The organism is Bradyrhizobium sp. LCT2 (genome assembly GCF_009931255.1).
In the GTDB taxonomy this organism is placed as follows: domain Bacteria; phylum Pseudomonadota; class Alphaproteobacteria; order Rhizobiales; family Xanthobacteraceae; genus Bradyrhizobium; species Bradyrhizobium diazoefficiens.
Genome location: NZ_CP034432.1, coordinates 149560 through 166540, shown reverse-complemented (window position 1 = coordinate 166540; position 16981 = coordinate 149560). Strand labels below are relative to the sequence as shown.

Here is a 16981-nt window from a genome sequence, read left to right as displayed (position 1 = left end):
GCCCGGCAGCCGCCCTTTGACAATCCGGTCGGTCTCGGCTATCTATTTCGCATGCGAAATAAAGACGCCGCAACGAGGCATCACCGGCTGATCTACCTGCTCAACGTCGCACAACGCCGGTTGCAGCGCTGGATGGCCGCGCAGCCCGAGAGCGAGGTAACGCCGGCGCAGGCGGGGCTGTTGTTCATCCTCGGCAGGCAGGACGGCGTCCTGATGGGAGAGGCAGGCGCGGCGCTGGATATGGGGCCGGCCGGCATTTCCGGCCTCGTCGACCGGACCGCGGCCGCAAGGCTGATTGAGCGGCGGGCCGATCGCGAGGACGGGCGCGCCTGGCGCGTGTGGCTGACGCCGAAGGGGCGTACCGTGCTGGCGCAGGCGAAAACCTCGGCGGCGGAGATCAACGCGGCGCTGACGGACGGATTTACCAGCGCCGAGATCGACATCGTCGCGCGCTGGCTGTCGAGCATTCAGGACAAGTTTCCAAGAGACCCTGCAAGAGATCCAGAGGAATAAGAGGAGAGCCCAATGACCGAGCACGTCCGGATCGAGAACAACGGTGGAATTCTCACGCTGACCCTGGCGCGCCCCGACAAGAAGAACGCGCTGACCGATGCGATGTACGGCAAGCTCGCGGATGCAATCGAATCCGCCGAATTCGATCCGTCCGCCCGCGTGATCCTGATCCGCGGCGAGGGCGACATGTTCACCGCCGGCAACGACGTCGGCGAGTTCGCGACCGTTGCGAGCGGAAAGTCGGAAGGCAGCCGCAACGTCATACGCTTTATCCAGTCGCTGGCGCGCTGCACGCGGCCGCTGGTTGCGGCCGTGCAGGGTCGCGCCGTTGGCGTCGGCACCACGATGCTTCTGCATTGCGATCTCGTCGTGCTCGCCGACAACGCGCAATTGTCCACGCCCTTCGTCAGCCTCGCGCTGGTGCCGGAAGCCGCCTCCAGCCTGCTGATGCCGGCGCGCATCGGCTATGCCCGCGCCTACGAGATGTTCGCTCTCGGCGAGACGGTGCCGGCGAAGGCTGCGCTGGAATGGGGGCTCGCCAACCGCGTTGTCCCGCTCGACAAGCTCGACGCCGAGACCCTCGCGCTGGCGCAGCGTCTCGCCCGCCAGCCGGCCGGCGCGCTCACCGCCACCAAGAAGCTGATGCGTAACGGCGAGGCGCTGGTCGCGCAGATGCAGGCGGAGGGCGAGCAGTTCGCGCAGCGCCTGCGCACTGCCGAGGCGCGTGAAGCGTTCACGGCGTTTGCCGAGCGCCGGGCGCCCGATTTTACGAAAGTCGCGTAAGGAGCGGCGGGCCGCCCGAATGGGTGCAGGCGAAGCCGGCTCAAATCGACTAAAACCTTAACGAAACATTGGCAGGTTGCGATGCAAGGTGGCCACTCGTTGAAGAGTAGGCCCCTTGACCTCATGGCAATGTTTAAGAAATCGGTAAGCTCGCTTCTTCTGACCTTGATGGCCCTGCTTGCGGCCGGCGCGCTGGCCAGCACGGCGATCCAGATGGTCGGGGCCTTCGGCCGTTACAGCGACAGTCTCGAAACCGCGCGGCTTGCCGCCGCCGACAAGACCATCTTCCACGGCGTGCTGTCGCTGCGCAACAATCGCGGCGATGCCCAGAGCGCGCTGCTCGGCGAGGACGAGCCGCGCGCCAAGTTGGGAGCCGCGGAGAAGGCCGAGCAGGCCGGCTATGAATCCATCGCTTCGGCGCTCTCCACGATCGAATTCGACCGGCGCGACGAGCTCGCGAATACGCTGAAGCAGCGCTGGAACGAAGCCGCGCCGCAGTTCGAGTTGTTCTACGACGAAGCCAAGCGTCCGCGGGCCGAGCGCAAGATGGAGCGTACCAATGTCTGGTACGATGCCGTCACCAAGGTCATCGACACCGCGAACCTCGCCTCCACCGCGGTGTCAAACCGCGCCTGGATGAACGATCCCTACATCGCCCGCATGATTCAGGTTCGCCGCTTTGCCTGGCAGGTGCGCGACCGTTATGGGGTCCATTGTTCGTCGCTTCGCTCGAACGTCAACAGCAGCAAGCCGCTCGACGACGTTCAGAAGCGGTCGGTGGCGCAATGGGATGGCACGATCGCCTCTGGCTGGGCGGGGATGGCCGAGTTGCTGGCTGCGCCCGAGGTGACGGCGGAGCTGGTTACGGCAGCGTCGGACGCGAAGGCCAAGACCGACGGCGTCCTGAAGCAGATCGGAGAGCTCACCAGGAATTTTGACGGCAGCGGCAAGCCCGCGATGCCCGCCTCGGAATGGAATGCGCTGTGCCAGTCGCCGTTCGCGTCGATAGTCGCAGTCGCGAACAAGGCGCTGGACCAGTCGATCGCGCGCGCCGAGGCCGTTCAGGCCAGGGCCCTCACCAATCTCGTCGTGCAGTCGCTCGCCTTCCTTGTGGCGCTCGCGGTGACCTTGGCCGGCGTCTATGTGGTGCGCACGCGCCTCATGCGTCCAGTGCGCGCCATTCTGGATGCCATCGCCCGCATCGGCGCGCGAGATTATGCGACACCGGTTCCGCAATCCCGGTATCCCGACGAGTTCGGCACCATGGCGGCTGCGCTCGAGAGCCTGCGCGAGAGCGCCGCGACCGCGGAGCGTCTCGGTCAGGAACGTGAATCGCAGCAGGCGCTCCAGCTTGCCCGCTCCGGCACCGTCGATGCCGCCTGCCGCAGCTTCGACGACACCGTGCAGGCCGTCATTCACAGCGTTGCCGCGTCGGCGCGGGAGCTCGATGCGACGGCGACCGATGTGCGTACGCTGGTCTCGGAATCCAGCAGCCAGACCGCGGCGGTCGCCTCCTCTGCCGAGCAGGCCACCAACAATCTCGAGACCATCGCTGCCGCGACCGAGGAGCTCTCGGCCTCCGTCGGCGAGATTTCCGCGCAGGTGCAGTCGAGCGCGCGCGAGGCCCGCGAGGCCGTGTCGCAGGCCGAGCGGACCAACGCCACGGTCGAAATCCTCGACCAGACCGCAAGCCGCATCGGCGAGGTCGTGAAGATGATCAACGCCATTGCCGGCCAGACCAATTTGCTTGCGCTGAACGCCACCATCGAGGCCGCACGCGCGGGCGAGGCCGGCCGCGGCTTTGCCGTGGTCGCCGGCGAGGTCAAGAGTCTCGCCGCGCAGACCGCGACGGCCACCGAAGAGATCTCCCGCCAGGTCGAGGAGATCCAGGGCGCGACCGGTCAGGCGGTAACCGCCATCCGTTCCATCGGCGGCGCCATCAGCGGCATCGACGAGAAGATGACCGCGATTGCGGCCGCCGTCGAACAGCAGCGGGCGGCCACCACCGAGATCTCGCGCAACTTCCAGCAGGCCGCGCAAGGCACCCGTGAGGTGACCGACACCATCGGCAGCGTCGCCAAGCTCAATCAGGAAACCGGCAACGCCGGCACGGTGCTGTCGGAATCCGTGAAGAAGATGTCGGCAGACGCCGATCGCCTCCGCGTCGCGGTCGAAGGTTTCCTCGGCGCGGTGAAGACCGCTTAACTTTCACATCCCTGTTCCAACGGAACGCGGATCGGCATTGCCGCCGATCCGCGCCCCGAGTACATCTGTCGTGCCGCGCGAGTGCGGCGTTAGATGTGCAGGAATATCAGGGATGGAGAGTTCGATGCCGGTTACGCCCCACCACAAGGCCCAGCGCCCCTATCGCGGCGTGTTCCCGGTCGCGCCCACCATCTTCGACGAGCGCGGCGAGCTCGACCTCGAGGGCCAGCGCCGCTGCATCGATTTCATGATCGATGCAGGCTCGAATGGCCTCTGCATCCTCGCCAATTTCTCCGAGCAGTTCGTGCTCACCGACGCCGAGCGCGAAACCGTGATGCATGCGGTGCTGGAGCATGTCGCGGGACGGGTTCCCGTCATCGTCACCACGACCCATTTCAGCTCGGCCGTCTGTGCGGCGCGCAGCAAGCAGGCCGAAGCGGCCGGTGCCGCCATGGTGATGGTCATGCCGCCCTATCACGGCGCGACGTTTCGCGTGCCGGAGAAGGGCATCGTCGAATTCTTCAAGGTGCTCTCCGGCGCGATCAATATTCCGATCATGATCCAGGACGCGCCGGTGGCCGGCACGCCGCTGTCGGTCGAGCTGCTCGCCCGGCTGTCGCGCGACTTCGCCAACATCCGCTATTTCAAGATCGAGGTGCCGGGCGCCGCGGCAAAGCTCCGCAGCCTGATCGAGGCGGGCGGCAAGGATATCGAGGGCCCGTGGGACGGCGAGGAGGCGATCACGCTGCTCGCCGATCTCGACGCCGGCGCCACCGGCGCCATGACCGGCGGCGGCTATCCCGACGGCATCCGTCAGATCATCGATCCCTATTTCGCCGGCAAGCGCGAGGAAGCGAAAGCCGCCTATGAGCGCTGGCTGCCGCTGATCAACTACGAGAACCGCCAATGCGGCCTGATCGCCTGCAAGGCCATGATGCAGGCCGGCGGCGTGATCAAATCGGACGCCGTGCGCCATCCGCTCCAGCCGCTGCATCCCGCGACGCGCGCGGGGCTGCTGGAGCTGGCGAAGGAGCGGGATGCCCTGGCGCTGCGGTGGGGGAAGTAGCGGCCAATTCCCCAGTCGTCGTCCCGGCGAAGGCCGGGACCCATACCGCGTGATCTATCGGTGAACGCAGGTGTTGGTACCGCGGGAAGACTTTTACTACTAGCCTTCGCCAAACCGCTCCCTGGGGGTATGGGTCCCGGCCTTCGCCGGGACGACACCGAGTGTGAGGGGCCCTGGCTCTGATCCCGCCGGCTTCCATTTGGCGGAAGGCGTCGAATTGGCGCGGCTCGGGCCGTTTCCCGCAGCCCGGCGATGACATATTGTAGGCTCGCCAACGAAGCCCGCGGAGCAGCTCAAGACATCGCGCACCAGTTCTTCATTATGCCGCTGTCCCGAGCCAGGTTGGCGCGAACCGACAGAACAGGGAGGCAGTGCCATGACGATGAGGCCGGATCCCACCTTTCACGCATCGCCCAAGCTTGCGATGGAAGCACCTGCGGAGAACTTTGCCTATACGTTGCTGCTCAGTCCGGATTTCTCAAAACCGGATGCTCTTGCGGTCATCGACGTCAAGCCGGGATCGCCGACCTATGGCCAGATCGTCCACACCGTGACGATGCCCAACAAAGGCGACGAGTTTCATCACTTCGGCTGGAATGCCTGCTCTTCCGCCTTGTCGCCGCTCGCCGGACACGCCTTCATCGAGCGGCGCTATCTCATCATCCCCGGGCTGCGCTCGTCGCGGATCTACATCATCGATACCAAGCCCGATCCGACCAAAGCCAAGATCCACAAGATCATCGAACCGGAGGAAGTCTTCAAGAAGACCGGCTACTCGCGCCCGCACACCATCCATTGCGGGCCGGACGGCATCTATGTCAGCACGCTGGGCGGCGGCGGCAAGGACGGCACCAACGGACCTCCGGGCGTCTTCATCATGGATTGCGAGACGTTCGAGGTCCTTGGACGATGGGAGATCGACCGTGGCCCGCAGACGCTGCATTATGACTTCTGGTGGAATCTGCCGCGCGACTACATGGTGACGAGCGAATGGGCATTGCCGCCGCAGTTCGAGAACGGGATCGTTCCGGAAGATCTGCTGTCGAACAAATATGGCCATCGTCTCCACTTCTGGGACCTTCGCGCCCGTCGCAACGTCCAGACCATCGACCTCGGCGCCAATCATCAGATGGCGCTGGAGGTGCGGCCCGCGCACGATCCGGTTCGCGAATACGGCTTCGTTGGCGTTGTGGTCGACACCACCAACCTCGAAGCATCGATCTGGACCTGGTGGCGCGAAGGCGGAAAATTCCATGCCGAGAAGACGGCGACGATCCCTCCCGAACCCGCGCCAAAGGAGAAGCTCCCGCCGCTGCTGCAGGGATTTGGCGCCGTGCCGCCGCTGGTGACCGACATAGACCTGTCGATGGATGACCGGTTCCTCTATGTCTCGTGCTGGGGCACGGGTGAAATGCGCCAGTACGATGTGAGTGATCCGCGAAAGCCGAAGCTTGCGGGCTCGGTCCACATCGGCGGCATCGCGCGCCGCACCCCCCATCCGAACGGCAAGGCATTTGCCGCCGGTCCGCAGATGGTCGAGATCAGCCGCGACGGCAGGCGCGTGTACTGGACCAATTCGCTCTATTCCACCTGGGACGATCAGTTCTATCCCGACGGGGTTCCGGGCGTGGAAGTCATGGCCAATGTCGGTGGCAACGGCGGCCTCGAGCTCGACAAGGACTATTTCGTGAGCTTCCCCGACGGATATCGTGCGCACCAGATCAGGCTCGAGGGCGGCGATTGTTCGACGGATTCCTTTTGCTACCCGTCGGTCTAGATGGGGCGCACGCGAGCCCGGCGCTTGGCTGGCTTTGGCTCGCTCTTGTTGCGAGCGGTCTCTACCACGGGGTCAACCCGGGAATGGGATGGCCGCTCGCTGTTTCGGCCGGGCTCATGGACAAGAGCCCACGCGCGCTGTTCCGCGCGTTGTGGGCCCTGGCGGCCGGACATCTCCTGGCAACATTTCTCGTGCTGCTGCCATTCGCGTTCCTGCTCGTGCTGGCCGAGTGGCAGCGTTCGATCCAGATCAGTGCGAGCCTTCTCGTCATCGGCTTCGGTGTCTATCGGCTGATCGAGCGGCGCCATCCCCGCGCGCTGGCACGAATTCCGCCAACGCAATTGGCGCTCTGGTCATTCGCCGTTGCCATTGCCCACGGCGCGGCCTTGATGCTCGTGCCGATCTATCTCGGGCTCTGCCAGGCCCTCGAGCTCGATGCCGGCCATGAGGCGGCGGGCGCGCTGATGAAGGCAAGTCTCGGGATGGCGGTGCTGGTGTCCCTGGTGCACGTTGCCGCCATGGTCAGCGCCGGCGGATGTCTGGCGTGGCTGGTCTACCGCTATCTGGGATTGAGGTTCGTCTCGCGCAGCTGGTTCAATCTGGATGCAGTCTGGGCGACCAGCCTCGTTCTGGTCGGCGCGGTGGCGCTCGCCTTCAATCTTGCGAGCTGGCGCTGAGGTCTACCGCGCCAAAGCCCACTCGCCGATGATGCGGAAGCGCGCCTTGGTCTCGTCCTGCCTGAACAGGGCGAGGCGGTCGATCGCCAGCGTGTCGAGACGAAGCGACGCGAACCGCGTCCGCAACATCTCCAGGATCGGTCCGCGGCGCTCTGCATCCAGCCGCCCAGTCAGGGTCATGTGGAAGCGAAATTCTTCCATCACGTAGGGGTAACCCCAGCGGTCGAGATAATCGCGCTGCCGCTCGGTGAGTTTGTCGGGCTTCCGGCGTGCGCGGTCTTCCGCGGTGAGAGCGGCGCGGAAGGAATCGAACTCGCGCGCGCAATCGGCGGCGAGCTGCTGGAGCGCATCGACCGGCTCGGCCGGGATGACGGCGATGAAGCCGCTGATGGTGTCGACGATCGGGCGGATGGCCGGGATCGGCCGCGCCGTTTCGGCGAATGTCGCGCAGGCTGCCATAAGCTCCGCCTCGGTGCTGCCGGGCGTCAGCGCCATCGGCGCCTTCAGCGTGGCATGGAAGCCGTATTTGCGGGGATCGGCGGAGACGTCACGCCAGTCCGGTGCAACGTGCAGCGCCTCGGGCGGAAACGGCACCTCGTCGCCGGTGTAGGCATCGTAGCCGAGCAGCTTGGCGCCGAAGCGGGTCAGCGCGCTGTCGGCGCCGGCGGCAAAATAGATCGCGTAGCGGGGAAAACCTGTCATCGCCTCAGCATAGCCAATTTATGCCGCGACGACAGCCTCGCGCGGCGCCGCCGCCGCGCTGAGCAGTCGCGTCGCATCGGTGAGATGCACGAGCTTTCCGCCCGATATCACCGCGACGAGCCGCGGCCGCAGCGGCACGGTGTCGTCGACGAGGAGGATGTCGGCGCGGCGTCCTTCGGCGAGGATGCCGCGGTCGGCAAGGCCGGTCGCGCGCGCAGGCTCCGCGGAGACCAGGCTCCAGGCCTCCGTCAGCGGCAACACGCCATCGGCGGCGAGGCGGAACGCGGCGAGCAGTTGCGCGGGATAGTAATAGTCCGACGCCAGCACCGAGCAGAGCCCCTTTGCGATCATGTCGGATGCCCGGGTCCAGCCGGTGTGGCTGCCGCCGCGCACGACGTTCGGCGCGCCGTACACGATGGCATCTCCGTGGCTCGCTGCCGCCCGCGCCGTCTCCTCGTTGATCGGAAACTCGGCGATGTCAGCGCCGAGCTCACGAAATTCCCGGCGCATCGCGGGTGTCGCATCGTCATGCGAGAGCATCCGCACGTCTGCCGCGCGGGCAGAAGCAGCGAGCCGCGACACGGAGGCCGGCACGTCGGCGGCGCGCGCGATCACGCGGTCGACCAGCCCGTCAAAATCCTCGCTGGACAAGCCAGTGCGCTCCACCATGCGGTTGCGCTTGCGCGGCTTGGCCATGTCGGCGACGGTGCCATCCATGTGGTCGTTGAAGGCGAACAGGTCGACGCGGCCCTCGGCGAGCCACTGGCTGATCTCGGCCTCGGCATCGAGATTGTAGGTCTCGTGCCGCAGATGGAAGCGGGTGTCGGCAGCGAATTGCGGACGCTGCCGCTCGATCGCCTCCATCAGGCCGCGCGCATTGTCGGCGCTGCGCAGGCCCGGTTCCCACGAGCAGGTCGTGGCGTGAAACACCGTGGTGATGCCGTTGCTGATCGCCTGGCGGTCGCTGTCCGCGAGCGCGACGTCGATCGGGAAGTCCACGCCGGCGCGCGGCATCATCTGCCGCTCGAAGGCATCGCCATGCAGATCGACGATTCCCGGCAACACCAGCAGATTGCGCGCATCGATCGCGAGCCGAGCCCGGCCACGGGCGGCATCGACCCGTGCGATGTCCGTTCCGGCCACGCTGAGTGACGTCTCGACCAACTCGGTGCCGATCAGGGCCCGGCCGCCCTCAAGGAAAATGTCTGTCACGCGACCGCGCTTCGTTTGCTGGCAGGGGAGTGTGCCCGTGCTTCATACGTGGAGAGAAAATCTTCAATCCCGAGCCTGCGGAAATCGGGCAGGGCTTCACGCAATTTGTCGTGATCCCAGTCCCACCAGGCGAGCCGCGCAAGCCGTCCGGCGATCTCTTCCGAGAAGCGCCGCCTTACGATCCGCGCGGGATTGCCGGCGACGATGGTGTAGGCGGGCACGTCCTTGGTGACGATGGCGCCGGCCGCGATCACCGCGCCGGTGCCGATGTTACGGCCGGGCAGCACGATCGCGCCATGGCCGATCCAGGCGTCGTGGCCGATATGGACGTGATGCTGGCGCCGCCAGTCGAAGAACTCCGTGTCGTCGCTCTCGCCGGGGAAGTAGGCGCTGGAACGATAGGTGAAGTGCGCCTGCGTCGCGCGATGCATCGGATGATTGCCGGGGTTGATACGCGTCATCGCCGCGATCGAGCAGAATTTCCCGATCGTGGTGTAGGTGATCTGCGAATCGTTCACGACATAGGAGTAATCGCCCATCGTCACTTCATGCAGGATCGTGCGCGCGCCGACCTCGGTATAGGCGCCGAGCCGGGTCTCGTGCAGCTTGGCCGAGGGATCGATGGTCGGTTGGACTGAAAGGGCTTTGCCGGCCATGTCGTATCCGAAGCGTGAGGGCGGGCATTCCTCTTCGAGCGGCTCGATGACAATGTCATGACGCAGCGATGACAGGGGATGAGGTGTGTTGGATCGCCGCACCGCAACGTGCATGTCACACAAGTGTCAAGCGTCGGCGTTAGCGGTGGGTCCCAGCTACTCTGGAGCCCTGCATGCTGGTGGTTGAAGGTCTGACGTGCCGCTTTGGCGCAAAAGCCGCGGTGGACGACGCTTCGTTTCAAATTTCCCCCGGCGGATTCGTCGGCGTGATCGGACGATCCGGCGCCGGCAAGTCCACCCTGCTGCGGACCATCAACCGCCTGGTGACGCCGACGCAGGGCCGCATCCTGTTCGACGGCCTCGACGTCACCGCGCTGCGCGGCAGGGAGCTGCGGCAGTGGCGGGCGCGCTCGGCGATGATCTTCCAGCAGTTCAACCTCGTCGGTCGGCTCGATGTTCTCACCAACGTCCTGATGGGGCGCCTCGCGACGATGCCGGCCTGGCGCTCGCTGTCGCAGACCTGGCCCGAACACGACAAGGCGCTGGCGATGTCCGCGCTCGAACAGTTCGATATCGCCGCGCTCGCCGCGCAGCGCGCCGACCAGCTCTCCGGCGGCCAGCAACAGCGCGTCGCGATCGCCCGCGCGCTGGTGCAGCAGCCCGACATCATTCTCGCCGACGAGCCGATCGCTTCGCTCGACCCGCGCAACACCAAGATCGTGATGGATGCGCTGCTGCGCATCAACAAGCATTTCGGCATCACCGTGCTCTGCAATTTGCATTCGCTCGACCTGGCGCGCAGCTATTGCGACCGCCTGATCGGGATGGCGCAGGGCCGTGTCGTGTTCGACGGCGCACCGTCTGCGCTGACCGATCACGTCGCGCGCGAGCTCTACGATCTCGAAGCCACCGACGTCATGGGCGGCTCGCCCGTGCCGGCGCCCGAAGGCATTCCGGCGCTTGGAACGGCGGCCGCCGCCTGAGCCGCATCGCTTCTGTCGTTGCCAATTTTTGCGTCAACCGACCCCAACCGATGAAGAGGGTATCATGATCACTCGCAGATTAGTTCTTGCCGGCGCCGCCGCGCTCGCATTCACGACCTCGGCCTCCGCCGACGACTGGAAAGCCAAATATCCCGAGCTGACCTTCGCGGTCATTCCGGCGGAAAACGCCTCGGGCGTGACCGAGCGCTGGGCGCCGTTCATGAGCTATCTCTCCAAGGAATTGGGCGTGAAGGTCACGCTGCGCATCGCCAATGACTACGCCGCCGTCATCGAAGGCCAGCGCGCCGGCAACATCCATATCGCCAGCTACGGCTCGGCCTCGTTCGCCCGCGCCCGCCTGACCGGCGTCAAGACCGACGCCTTTGCCAACGATATCAACGCCGACGGCTCGACCGGCTACTATTCGGTGTTCTTCGTCAAGGCGAGCAGCCCCTACAAGAGCATCGACCAGCTCAAGGGCAAGAACCTCGGCCTCGTCGACCCGAACTCGACGTCCGGCAACAACGTGCCGCGCTTCGAGCTCGACAAGATGGGCATCGCGGACGCCGACACCTATTTCAGCAAGGTCGTCTTCACCGGCAGCCATGAGAACGCGATCCTGGCGCTGGCGCAGGGCACGGTCGATGTCGCGGCCAACCAGTGGACCAGCGACGACGATTCGACGCTGGCGCAGATGCTGACCAAGGGCATGCTGAAGAATGCCGACGGCTCGCCGATGAAGAAGGACGATTTCCGCATCATCCACAAGTCGGCGCCGATCATCAACGGTCCCTATGCCTACAACTCCGACCTGCCGGAAGAGGCGAAGGCGGCGATCGCGAAGGCGTTCTTCGACGCGCCGGCCAAGGACAAGGCGGCCTTCGATCGCCTCCAGGACGGCCAGAAGAAGGGTTTCCATCCCGCCACCACCAAGGACTGGGATGGCACGATCGAGCTGATCAAGTTCGTCGATGCACTGCGTAAGAAGAAGGCGTCCTGAGTTTCGGGACGAGCTACTCGAGCCTGGTCGATGGACCCGGCTCTTTCTCTTTGATCGGCCACTTTTCCTGAACAGATGACCCTCGCGGTTTCGATCCTGCCCGAGCAGCAACTGGCTGCGCTGAACACCGCTTACAATCAGGCGGTCGCGCGCAGGCGGCTCCGTCTCTTGCTCGGAATCGTGGTGTTCGCCGCCGCGCTGCTTCTCGCCGCGATCGGCGCCGAAGTGAACCTGCGCACCTTCTTCACCTATTTCGGCAACTTCGTCAGCTATTTCGATCGCATCCTCACGCTCGACAACGGCCAGCGGGTCTGGACCGATGTCGGCGAGTGGCTTTGGGGCTGGCGCAAATGGTTGAAGATGCTCGGTGAGACGCTGCTGATCAGCTATGTCGGCACGCTGACCGGTGCGACCCTCGCCTTTGTCCTGAACTTCTTCGCGGCGGAAAACACCTCGCCCGCGCCCTGGCTGCGCTTTACGGTGCGGCGTCTGCTCGAATTTGCACGCACCGTCCCGGGCATCGTCTTCGCGCTGATCTTCGTGATCGCCTTCGGGCTCGGGCCGATGGCTGGCGTGCTTGCGATCGCGATCCATTCCACCGGCGCGCTCGGAAAATTGTTCTCGGAGATCGTCGAGAACGCCGACATGAAGCCGGTCGAGGGTATCCGCTCGACCGGCGCGAGCTGGCTCTCCTGCATGCGCTTTGCCGTCGTGCCGCAGGTGACCGCGGGCTATGCCAGCTACGCGCTGCTGCGCTTCGAGATCAACGTTCGCGAAGCCTCGGTGATGGGCTTTGTCGGTGCCGGCGGCATCGGCCAGGAGCTCGTCGTCGCCATCCGCAAATTCTATTATTCGGACGTCAGCGCGATCCTGCTCACCATCATCATTACGGTCTTCATCATAGACATCACCACCGGCTGGCTGCGCGGCCGCCTGTTCGGCAAGGAGGCGCGGACGTGACGCGGCCGCAAGAGGTTGACACGCGAGAGCTTCGCGCGCGCTATCCTGACGTGTTCGACCGGCCTGCCTCGGCGCGGCTCGCAATGCCGGCGATGATCGTCGCGGCGTTCGCGGTCCTGGTGTACGGCCTCGTCGATCTCGACTTCTCGCCGTCGCGCTTCGTCGCAGGCCTCAGCCAGCTCGGCTGGATCAGCCTGATGATGATCCCCCCCGATCCCGGCTCCTCGCTGCCGATCTATCTGAAGGCGCTCGGCGAGACGCTGTCGATCGCTCTGCTCGGCACGACGCTCGCCGCATTGTTCGCGCTGCCGGTCAGCCTGCTCGCCGCCCGCAACGTGGTGCCGTCAAACATCCTGCGCTTCCCGATCCGCCGTTTCCTGGATTCGATCCGCGGCGTCGATACGCTGATCTGGGCGCTTGTTTGGATCAATGTCGTCGGCCTGGGCCCCTTCGCCGGCGTGCTCGCCATCGCCGTGTCCGATTTCGGCGCCTTCGGCAAGTTGTTCTCGGAGGCGATCGAGGGCGCCGACCAGAAGCAGGTCGAGGGCATCCGCGCCTCCGGCGGCAGCGCACTGCACGAGATCCGCTTTGGCCTGTTGCCACAGGTTCTGCCCGTGATCGCCGGCCAGGTGCTCTATTTCATCGAGTCCAACACCCGCTCGGCCACCATCATCGGCATCGTCGGCGCCGGCGGCATCGGCCTCCAGCTCGCCGAGCAGATCCGTGTGCTGGAATGGCAGAAGGTGTCGTTCCTGATCCTGATGATCCTGGTCGCGGTCGCCGCGATCGATTTCATCTCGGGCAAGCTCCGTTTCGCGATCATCGGCCGGCGCGCGGTGGCTTAGGTTGTTCGCCTCCCTTCGCCCCTTGTGGGGGGAGGGCGCACTCTCGATGCTGCGCGAGAAGTCTACTCCATCCCTGCGCGACGCAATCCTTCCAGATAATGCTCGCGGTCCTGCTCCAGCAGCATCGGCAGCTCGCTTGTGATCCAGGCGAGCGAGATGCCGGGCTGGGCGCGGCGCAAGCCTTCCAGCGCGGACGCGGCAAGGACCGGATCACCCAGCATGCCGGCGGCCGCCGTCAGCACGCGATGTGCGCCGACGAAATCGGCGCGCTGCCGCATCGATTCCCGCGCCATCTGCAAGCTTGCCTCGTAATTGCGGCCGATGAACTGGGCATAGGCGGCGACCCCGCAATAGATCGCCGCGAGCGGATCGCGCGGGCTCAGCCGCAGCGCGCGGCGCGCGGCGGCATCGCCGTCCTGCCATCGTCCCGCGTAGCACAGCGTCACGCCGTAGAAGGCGTGCGCCATCGCGAAATTCGGATTGAGCCTCAAGGTCAGCTCGAACTCCGCCAGCGCGTCGTCGAAGCGGCGGCGGAACAGGTAGGTGTAGGCGAGGCCGTGATGGGCCCAGGCGTCCTCGCGATCGGCCTCCACCGCCGCAAGCGCCGCGCGTTCGGCGACCGGCACGGTCGCGGCCATGTCGGCCCAGCCCATATGCGCGCCGAAGATATGGCTGGTCGCGAGCAGGCCCAGCGCCTTGCCATAGGCGGGATCGATCGCGACGGCCTTCTCGAGCAGCCCTTGCGCGGCCGCATTGTCCTCGCGGGTGATGCGCCAGTAATGCGACAATGCGCGCATGACGAGGTCCCAGGCATCCAGGCTGCCCGGCGGCTTCTGCCCGGCGCGAAAGCTCTCGGCCGTATAGAGCTGCGGCTCGATCGCGGCGACGATCGCCTCGGTGATGTCGTCCTGCACGGCGAAGATGTCGGCAAGCTCGCGGTCGTAGCGTTCGGCCCAGAGATGGCTGCCGGTCGAGACGTCGTTGAGCTGGGCCGAGATGCGCACGCGCTCGCCGCTCCGCCGCACGCTGCCTTCGACCACGTAGCGCACGCCGAGCTCGCGCGCGACCTCGTGCATGTGCACGGCGCGGCCCTTGTAGACGAAGGAGGAGTTGCGCGCGACGACGAAGAACCAGCGCAGCTTCGACAGCGCAGTGATGATGTCCTCGCTGATGCCGTCGGAGAAATAGTCCTGCTCGCGGTCACCGCTCATATTGGTGAAGGGCAGCACGGCGATGGCGGGCCGGTCGGGCAGCGCGAGTGTCGCCTGCGGCGCTGGTATCCACCGGCCGGGTTCCGGCGCGGCCGCGGCGAGCTTGGTCTCGACGTCGCCGACGAAACGAAAACCCTTGCGCGCGATGGTTCGGATCAGCGCCTGGCTCGCGCCGTTGTCGCCGACCGCCTTGCGTGCCGCATTGATCCGGCTGGTCAGGGTGGATTCGGAGACGCTGCGCCCGTGCCAGATCTTGTCGATCAGCTCGTCCTTGCTGACCACCCGGTCGCGGTTTTCCATGAGATGGACGACGAGGTCGAAAACCTGCGGTTCCACGGAAACGGGAACCTGCTCGCGGCTCAGCTCGCGCCGGTCGGTGTCGAGAAGGTGATCCCGGAACAGAAACTGCACGTCGAAAACTCAGACCTCACGACGACATCGGGGCAATGACAAAGCAAAACGGATTTCGACCTAAGTCTGTGAGTCCGCCGGGAGGCCGCTTGGTTCATTGCGATCTCAAGATGGCTGCCATGCCATTTGCGGGGAGGAGTGCAGCCTCGACTGGAATGTGGCGGCTGGAGTCGGATTGTCGCAGGCCACGTACTCAATCTGATATCGCCGACCGCGCTTCCCTTCACCCTGAGGTGGCCGCTTCTTCAGCGGCCCTCGAAGGGCGACGGCCCGCATCCCGGCCTGCCATCCTTCGAGGCTCTCCACGCGACGCGTCGCGTCGCATGGTTCGCACCTCCAGCGACAACCGCTTCGCGGTTGCGCGGGGATGACGGAGCCGATGGTTTGACGCGCGGCGGCGAGACTAATGCAAGACTCCGAATGTGTGATGACCCGGCATTGTCCATTGCCGAACGGCGCGGCCTGCGTAAGCTGCTTCCACACAAAACACCAACCATAAAGAAACGCCCATGCCCGCTCTCCACGCCTCGACCACCGTGCTCGACTCCATGCTGTTCCGCGACGCCTTCGGCACGCCTGAGATGCGCGAGGTGTTTTCCGATGTCGCGCTGGTTGCGCGCTATGCCGAGGTCGAGGTGGCGCTGGCGAAGGCGGAGGCCAAATGCGGCGTGATCCCGCAGGATGCCGCCGACCAGATCGCGGCGCGGACCGACGTTGCCGCGCTCGATTTCGACCTGCTCAGGCAGGAGACCGACATCGTCGGCTATCCGATCCTGCCCTTGGTGCACCAGATGGTGAAGCAATGCGGCGATGCCGGCCGTTACGTGCATTGGGGCGCGACCACGCAGGACATCATGGATACCGCCGTAGTGCTGCAATTGCGTGCCGCGCTCGAGATCGTCGAGCGCGACATCGCGGAGCTGCGAAAGATTCTCGCCGACCTCTCCAGGCGCCATCGCGATACGCCGATGGCGGGGCGCACTCATCTCCAGCAGGCGCTGCCGGTGACCTTCGGCTACAAGACCGCGATTTGGCTAGCGATGTTCGATCGCCACGCCGAGCGTCTGGCGCAATTGAAGCCGCGGGTCCTGGTGGGCGAGTTCGCCGGCGCCGCCGGCACGCTGGCCTCGCTCGGCGACAAGGGCTTTGAGGTGCAGGAGGCGCTGTGCGACGAGCTGAAGCTCGGCGTTCCCGCCTCGACCTGGCACGTCGCGCGCGACGGCTTTGCCGAGGCCGTGAACTTCCTCGCGCTCGTCACCGGCTCGCTCGGCAAGATCGCGCTCGACATCATGATCATGGCCTCGACCGAGTTCGCCGAGGTCTACGAGCCCTTCGTCAAGGGCCGTGGCGCCTCCTCGACCATGCCGCAGAAGCGCAACCCGATCTCCTCGGAACTGATGCTGGCGGCGTCCAAGGCGGTGCGCCAGCACGCGGGCCTGATGCTGGATGCGATGGTGCAGGATTTCGAGCGCGCCACCGGCCCCTGGCACGCCGAGTGGATGGCAATCCCCGAAAGCTTCGTGCTGGCCGCGGGGGCGCTGCACCAGGCGAGGTTCGCGCTCGCGGGCCTCATCGTCGACGAGGCGAAGATGAACGACAATCTCGCCATCAGCCGGGGCCTGATTGTGGCCGAAGCGGTCATGATGGGGCTCGCGCCCCAGATCGGGCGGCAGGAGGCGCATGACGTGGTCTATGACGCCTGCCGGCTCGCCAACGAGAAAGGTTTGACGCTGGCGGACGCGCTCTCGTCCGACTCGCGCGTCTCTGCCAGAATCGACCGCGCCACGATCGATGCGCTCACTTCACCGAAAAATTACCTCGGCCTTGCTCCCGCCATGGTCGACCGGGTGCTGAAATCGGCAACGCGTTGAAAACCAAGATGCGCGAAACTGCGTATCTTTCGTCGCCCCCAATACGCTCGTATACTTGTGTCTCGCGATGCTAGACTTAGATTGAGCGAGAGACTTTCGGCAGAGGACC

At 65.5% G+C, this 16981-nt stretch carries 15 protein-coding genes; 11 read left to right on the top strand and 4 right to left on the bottom strand.

Annotated features, from left to right (window positions below; all coding sequences use genetic code 11):
* Nucleotides 1-51: 51 nt before the first annotated feature.
* The 6 genes from EI171_RS01645 (at nt 52) to EI171_RS01620 (ending at nt 7021) form a co-directional block, all read left to right on the top strand.
* On the top strand, nt 52-513 hold the full coding sequence (locus EI171_RS01645; protein WP_161532400.1) for a MarR family winged helix-turn-helix transcriptional regulator: 462 nt from the start codon (nt 52-54) through the stop codon (nt 511-513).
* Between the two features lie 12 nt (nt 514-525).
* Nucleotides 526-1296: an enoyl-CoA hydratase gene (locus EI171_RS01640; RefSeq protein ID WP_161532399.1), complete on the top strand. Its 771-nt coding sequence runs from the start codon at nt 526-528 to the stop codon at nt 1294-1296.
* Between the two features lie 123 nt (nt 1297-1419).
* On the top strand, nt 1420-3501 hold the full coding sequence (locus EI171_RS01635) for a methyl-accepting chemotaxis protein (RefSeq protein WP_161532398.1): 2082 nt from the start codon (nt 1420-1422) through the stop codon (nt 3499-3501).
* A 124-nt stretch (nt 3502-3625) separates the two neighbouring features.
* Nucleotides 3626-4567, top strand: coding sequence for a dihydrodipicolinate synthase family protein (locus EI171_RS01630; RefSeq protein ID WP_028175519.1), 942 nt, complete (start codon nt 3626-3628; stop codon nt 4565-4567).
* Between the two features lie 376 nt (nt 4568-4943).
* Nucleotides 4944-6344, top strand: a complete 1401-nt coding sequence (locus EI171_RS01625; RefSeq protein WP_011090675.1) for a selenium-binding protein SBP56-related protein — start codon at nt 4944-4946, stop codon at nt 6342-6344.
* A gap of 83 nt (nt 6345-6427) precedes the next feature.
* Nucleotides 6428-7021 carry a hypothetical protein gene (locus tag EI171_RS01620; protein ID WP_246740427.1) on the top strand — a complete coding sequence of 198 codons (594 nt, stop codon included), beginning with the start codon at nt 6428-6430 and terminating at the stop codon, nt 7019-7021.
* Nucleotides 7022-7024: 3 nt separating this feature from the next.
* Here EI171_RS01620 and EI171_RS01615 read toward each other — a convergent pair whose 3' ends face one another.
* Genes EI171_RS01615 through EI171_RS01605 form a run of 3 tightly spaced genes read right to left on the bottom strand, consistent with a single transcriptional unit; the run spans nt 7025 to nt 9591 of the window.
* Complete coding sequence (locus EI171_RS01615; protein ID WP_161532396.1) at nt 7025-7723, bottom strand: DUF1045 domain-containing protein; 699 nt, start codon at nt 7721-7723, stop codon at nt 7025-7027.
* An 18-nt stretch (nt 7724-7741) separates the two neighbouring features.
* Nucleotides 7742-8935, bottom strand: a complete 1194-nt coding sequence (locus EI171_RS01610) for an alpha-D-ribose 1-methylphosphonate 5-triphosphate diphosphatase (protein ID WP_161532395.1) — start codon at nt 8933-8935, stop codon at nt 7742-7744.
* Nucleotides 8932-9591, bottom strand: coding sequence for a chloramphenicol acetyltransferase (locus EI171_RS01605; protein WP_028175524.1), 660 nt, complete (start codon nt 9589-9591; stop codon nt 8932-8934). The genes EI171_RS01610 and EI171_RS01605 overlap by 4 nt, the downstream gene beginning before the upstream one ends.
* Before the next feature lie 173 nt (nt 9592-9764).
* Between EI171_RS01605 and phnC the strand changes: the two genes are divergently transcribed.
* The 4 genes from phnC to phnE (EI171_RS01585) all read left to right on the top strand — a co-directional run bounded on the left by phnC (nt 9765) and on the right by phnE (EI171_RS01585) (nt 13379).
* Nucleotides 9765-10574: a phosphonate ABC transporter ATP-binding protein gene (gene phnC, locus EI171_RS01600; RefSeq protein WP_161532394.1), complete on the top strand. Its 810-nt coding sequence runs from the start codon at nt 9765-9767 to the stop codon at nt 10572-10574.
* Nucleotides 10575-10638: 64 nt separating this feature from the next.
* The gene (gene phnD, locus EI171_RS01595; protein WP_161532393.1) at nt 10639-11574 is read left to right on the top strand and encodes a phosphonate ABC transporter substrate-binding protein; all 936 of its coding nucleotides are present in this window, start codon (nt 10639-10641) and stop codon (nt 11572-11574) included.
* 75 nt (nt 11575-11649) lie between these two features.
* On the top strand, nt 11650-12534 hold the full coding sequence (phnE, locus tag EI171_RS01590) for a phosphonate ABC transporter, permease protein PhnE (protein WP_011090668.1): 885 nt from the start codon (nt 11650-11652) through the stop codon (nt 12532-12534).
* Nucleotides 12531-13379: a phosphonate ABC transporter, permease protein PhnE gene (phnE, locus tag EI171_RS01585; RefSeq protein WP_011090667.1), complete on the top strand. Its 849-nt coding sequence runs from the start codon at nt 12531-12533 to the stop codon at nt 13377-13379. The genes phnE (EI171_RS01590) and phnE (EI171_RS01585) overlap by 4 nt, the downstream gene beginning before the upstream one ends.
* 62 nt (nt 13380-13441) lie before the next feature.
* Here phnE (EI171_RS01585) and EI171_RS01580 read toward each other — a convergent pair whose 3' ends face one another.
* The gene (locus EI171_RS01580) at nt 13442-15001 is read right to left on the bottom strand and encodes a winged helix-turn-helix domain-containing protein (RefSeq protein ID WP_038966114.1); all 1560 of its coding nucleotides are present in this window, start codon (nt 14999-15001) and stop codon (nt 13442-13444) included.
* Nucleotides 15002-15510: 509 nt separating this feature from the next.
* Between EI171_RS01580 and pcaB the strand changes: the two genes are divergently transcribed.
* Complete coding sequence (gene pcaB, locus EI171_RS01575) at nt 15511-16872, top strand: 3-carboxy-cis,cis-muconate cycloisomerase (RefSeq protein WP_011090665.1); 1362 nt, start codon at nt 15511-15513, stop codon at nt 16870-16872.
* The last annotated feature ends 109 nt before the right edge of the window (nt 16873-16981 follow it).

What these genes read in the sequence shown, in the direction of transcription:
- EI171_RS01615 (WP_161532396.1), bottom strand. Translation starts at nt 7,723, where the DNA reads ATGACAGGTTTTCCCCGCTACGCGATCTATTTTGCCGCCGGCGCCGAC.
- EI171_RS01635 (WP_161532398.1), top strand. Translation starts at nt 1,420, where the DNA reads ATGGCAATGTTTAAGAAATCGGTAAGCTCGCTTCTTCTGACCTTGATG.
- EI171_RS01625 (WP_011090675.1), top strand. Translation starts at nt 4,944, where the DNA reads ATGACGATGAGGCCGGATCCCACCTTTCACGCATCGCCCAAGCTTGCG.
- phnD (WP_161532393.1), top strand. Translation starts at nt 10,639, where the DNA reads ATGATCACTCGCAGATTAGTTCTTGCCGGCGCCGCCGCGCTCGCATTC.
- EI171_RS01620 (WP_246740427.1), top strand. Translation starts at nt 6,428, where the DNA reads ATGGGATGGCCGCTCGCTGTTTCGGCCGGGCTCATGGACAAGAGCCCA.
- EI171_RS01640 (WP_161532399.1), top strand. Translation starts at nt 526, where the DNA reads ATGACCGAGCACGTCCGGATCGAGAACAACGGTGGAATTCTCACGCTG.
- EI171_RS01645 (WP_161532400.1), top strand. Translation starts at nt 52, where the DNA reads ATGCGAAATAAAGACGCCGCAACGAGGCATCACCGGCTGATCTACCTG.
- phnC (WP_161532394.1), top strand. Translation starts at nt 9,765, where the DNA reads ATGCTGGTGGTTGAAGGTCTGACGTGCCGCTTTGGCGCAAAAGCCGCG.
- EI171_RS01605 (WP_028175524.1), bottom strand. Translation starts at nt 9,591, where the DNA reads ATGGCCGGCAAAGCCCTTTCAGTCCAACCGACCATCGATCCCTCGGCC.
- phnE (WP_011090668.1), top strand. Translation starts at nt 11,650, where the DNA reads ATGACCCTCGCGGTTTCGATCCTGCCCGAGCAGCAACTGGCTGCGCTG.
- EI171_RS01630 (WP_028175519.1), top strand. Translation starts at nt 3,626, where the DNA reads ATGCCGGTTACGCCCCACCACAAGGCCCAGCGCCCCTATCGCGGCGTG.
- pcaB (WP_011090665.1), top strand. Translation starts at nt 15,511, where the DNA reads ATGCCCGCTCTCCACGCCTCGACCACCGTGCTCGACTCCATGCTGTTC.